The organism is Pseudomonas wayambapalatensis (assembly GCF_049942315.1).
Taxonomy (GTDB): Bacteria; Pseudomonadota; Gammaproteobacteria; order Pseudomonadales; family Pseudomonadaceae; genus Aquipseudomonas; species Aquipseudomonas wayambapalatensis.
This window is the reverse complement of record NZ_JBNFMU010000047.1, coordinates 1-2,438: the sequence shown is the minus strand read 5'-3', so window position 1 is coordinate 2,438 and position 2,438 is coordinate 1. Positions and strand designations below refer to the sequence as shown.

The 2,438-nt window shown below is 64.6% G+C and carries 3 protein-coding genes; all 3 read left to right on the top strand.

Annotation, left to right across the window (positions count from 1 at the left end; all coding sequences use genetic code 11):
- The first annotated feature begins 154 nt into the window (after positions 1-154).
- The 3 genes from ACPZMI_RS01330 to hflD are packed head-to-tail and all read left to right on the top strand — an operon-like array spanning position 155 to position 2,401.
- Entirely contained in the window at positions 155-595 is a 441-nt protein-coding gene (locus ACPZMI_RS01330; RefSeq protein WP_426351530.1) for an NUDIX hydrolase, read from the top strand.
- A 58-nt stretch (positions 596-653) separates the two neighbouring features.
- Entirely contained in the window at positions 654-1,778 is a 1,125-nt protein-coding gene (gene mnmA, locus ACPZMI_RS01325; protein WP_186669841.1) for a tRNA 2-thiouridine(34) synthase MnmA, read from the top strand.
- The gene (gene hflD, locus ACPZMI_RS01320; protein WP_186669842.1) at positions 1,775-2,401 is read left to right on the top strand and encodes a high frequency lysogenization protein HflD; all 627 of its coding nucleotides are present in this window, start codon (positions 1,775-1,777) and stop codon (positions 2,399-2,401) included. Before mnmA ends, hflD begins: the two co-directional genes overlap by 4 nt.
- Positions 2,402-2,438 lie beyond the last annotated feature (37 nt).

The window sequence follows — 2,438 nt, the reverse complement described above, 5'->3', positions numbered from 1 at the left end:
TTTTTTTGGGGGTGGGTTTGGGAACCGTCTTGGAGGGAACAATCCGTCTCAAAAAGGAGGGTTTTGTCTTGTGGTCTCTCCCTGTCTTTGGGGGGGTGTTTTTCCCCCACACAGGACCGCAACGCGGTCCCGACATTATGAAAGGACACCGCAAATGACCTGGCAACCCCACATCACCGTCGCCACCATCGTCGAACACGAGGGCAAGTTCCTCTTCGTCGAAGAGTTCAAGGCCGGCCAGCACGTGTTCAACCAGCCCGCCGGCCATCTCGAGGCCAACGAGACGCTGCCCCAGGCTGCCCTGCGCGAAACCCTCGAGGAAACCGCCTGGGAGGTCGAATTGACCGGCGTGGTCGGCATCTACCTCTACACTGCGCCGAGCAACGGCGTGACCTACCAGCGTATCTGCTTCGCCGCCCGCCCCCTGCGCCACCACCCCAAGCGTGCCCTGGACAGCGACATCACCCGCGCCCTGTGGCTGACCCGCGACGAGCTGCTGGCCGATCCCGCACGCTGGCGCAGCGAGCTGGTGCCACGCTGCCTTGAAGACTATCTGGCAGGCCCGCTGCACAGCCTCTCGCTGCTGCGCGACTGACGCGGATGCGCCGTCCTGATAGAATCGGAATTTTTCCCCCAGATACACATCGGTAGCCATGACCAGCCCAGCACCCAAAGACCCCTCCAGGACCCGCGTCATCGTCGGCATGTCCGGCGGCGTGGACTCTTCCGTCTCCGCCCTTCTGCTCATGGAGCAGGGCTACCAGGTGGAAGGTCTGTTCATGAAGAACTGGGAGGAGGACGACGGCACCGAGTACTGCACCGCCCGCGAAGACCTGGCCGATGCCCAGGCCGTGTGCGATCGCATCGGCATCAAGCTGCACACCGCCAACTTCGCTGCCGAGTACTGGGACAACGTGTTCGAGCACTTCCTCGAAGAGTACAAAGCCGGCCGTACCCCCAACCCGGACATCCTCTGCAACCGCGAAATCAAGTTCAAGGCCTTCCTGGACTACGCCCTGTCGTTGGGTGCCGACCTGATTGCCACCGGCCACTACGTACGCCGCCGTGATACCGGCGAGCTGACCGAACTGCTCAAAGGCCTGGACCCGAACAAGGACCAGAGCTACTTCCTGCATGCCGTGGGCGGCGCGGAAATCGCCCGCACCCTGTTCCCCGTTGGCGAGCTGGAAAAGCCCGAGGTACGCGCCATCGCCGAGAAACACGGCCTGGCCACGGCAAAGAAGAAAGACTCCACCGGCATCTGCTTCATCGGCGAGCGCCGCTTCAGCGACTTCCTCAAGCAGTACCTGCCCGCCCAACCCGGCGAGATCCAGACCACCGACGGCGAAGTGATCGGCCAGCACCACGGCCTGATGTACCACACCATCGGCCAGCGCCAGGGCCTGGGCATTGGCGGCCTGAAAGACGCCGGCGACGAACCCTGGTACGTGCTGGAAAAAGACCTGGCGCGCAATGTGCTGGTGGTGGGCCAGGGCAACGAACATCCTTGGCTGTTCTCCCGCGCCCTGCTCGCCTCGGACATCTTCTGGGTCAACCCAGTCGACCTGAGCAGCCCACGCCGACTCACCGCCAAGGTGCGCTACCGCCAGAGCGACCAGCACTGCACGCTGGAACGCACTGCGAACGGCTACCGCGCAGTGTTCGACGAGCCACAACGCGCTGTGACGCCGGGTCAATCCGTGGTGTTCTATGACGGCGAGGTGTGCCTGGGTGGCGGCGTGATCGAGAGCGCCGAGCCTTGGAGCCCACGCGCATGAGCAACCTGCAGGAGCAACTGATCGCCCTTGGTGGCGTGTTCCAGGCCGCGGTGCTGGTCGATCGTATCGCCCGCACCGGGCAGGCCAGCGAAGCCAATATCGGCTGCATGCTCGGCAGCCTGCTGGTACGCGACCCGAACAACACCCTGGAAGTGTTCGGCGGCGACGACCTGAACCTGCGCGACGGCTACCGTGCACTGGTCGGCGCCCTGGAGCGCGACCCCAGCAGCCTGCAACGCGAGCCGCTGCGCTACGCACTGTCCATGCTGGGTCTGGAGCGCCAGCTGGCCAAGCGTGGCGACCTGCTCGACACCATCGGCAATCGCCTGCCGCAGATCCAGTCGCAAGCCGATCATTTCGGCCTGGTTCACGAAAATGTCATCGCTTCCAGCGGAGCCTTGTACCAGGACACCCTGAGCACCCTGCGTCAGCGCATCCAGGTACACGGCGACATGCGCTTCCTGCAGCAGGCCAGCAACGCCTCGAAGATCCGTGCCCTGCTGCTGGCAGGCATCCGCGCCGCCCGCCTGTGGCGCCAGCTGGGCGGGCATCGCTGGCAGTTGGTGTTCAGCCGCCGCAAGTTGCTCAATGAACTGTACGACATGATGCGTGCGCCTTCCTGACCTGTAGGAGCGGGGGGGGGGGGGGGGGGGGGGGGGG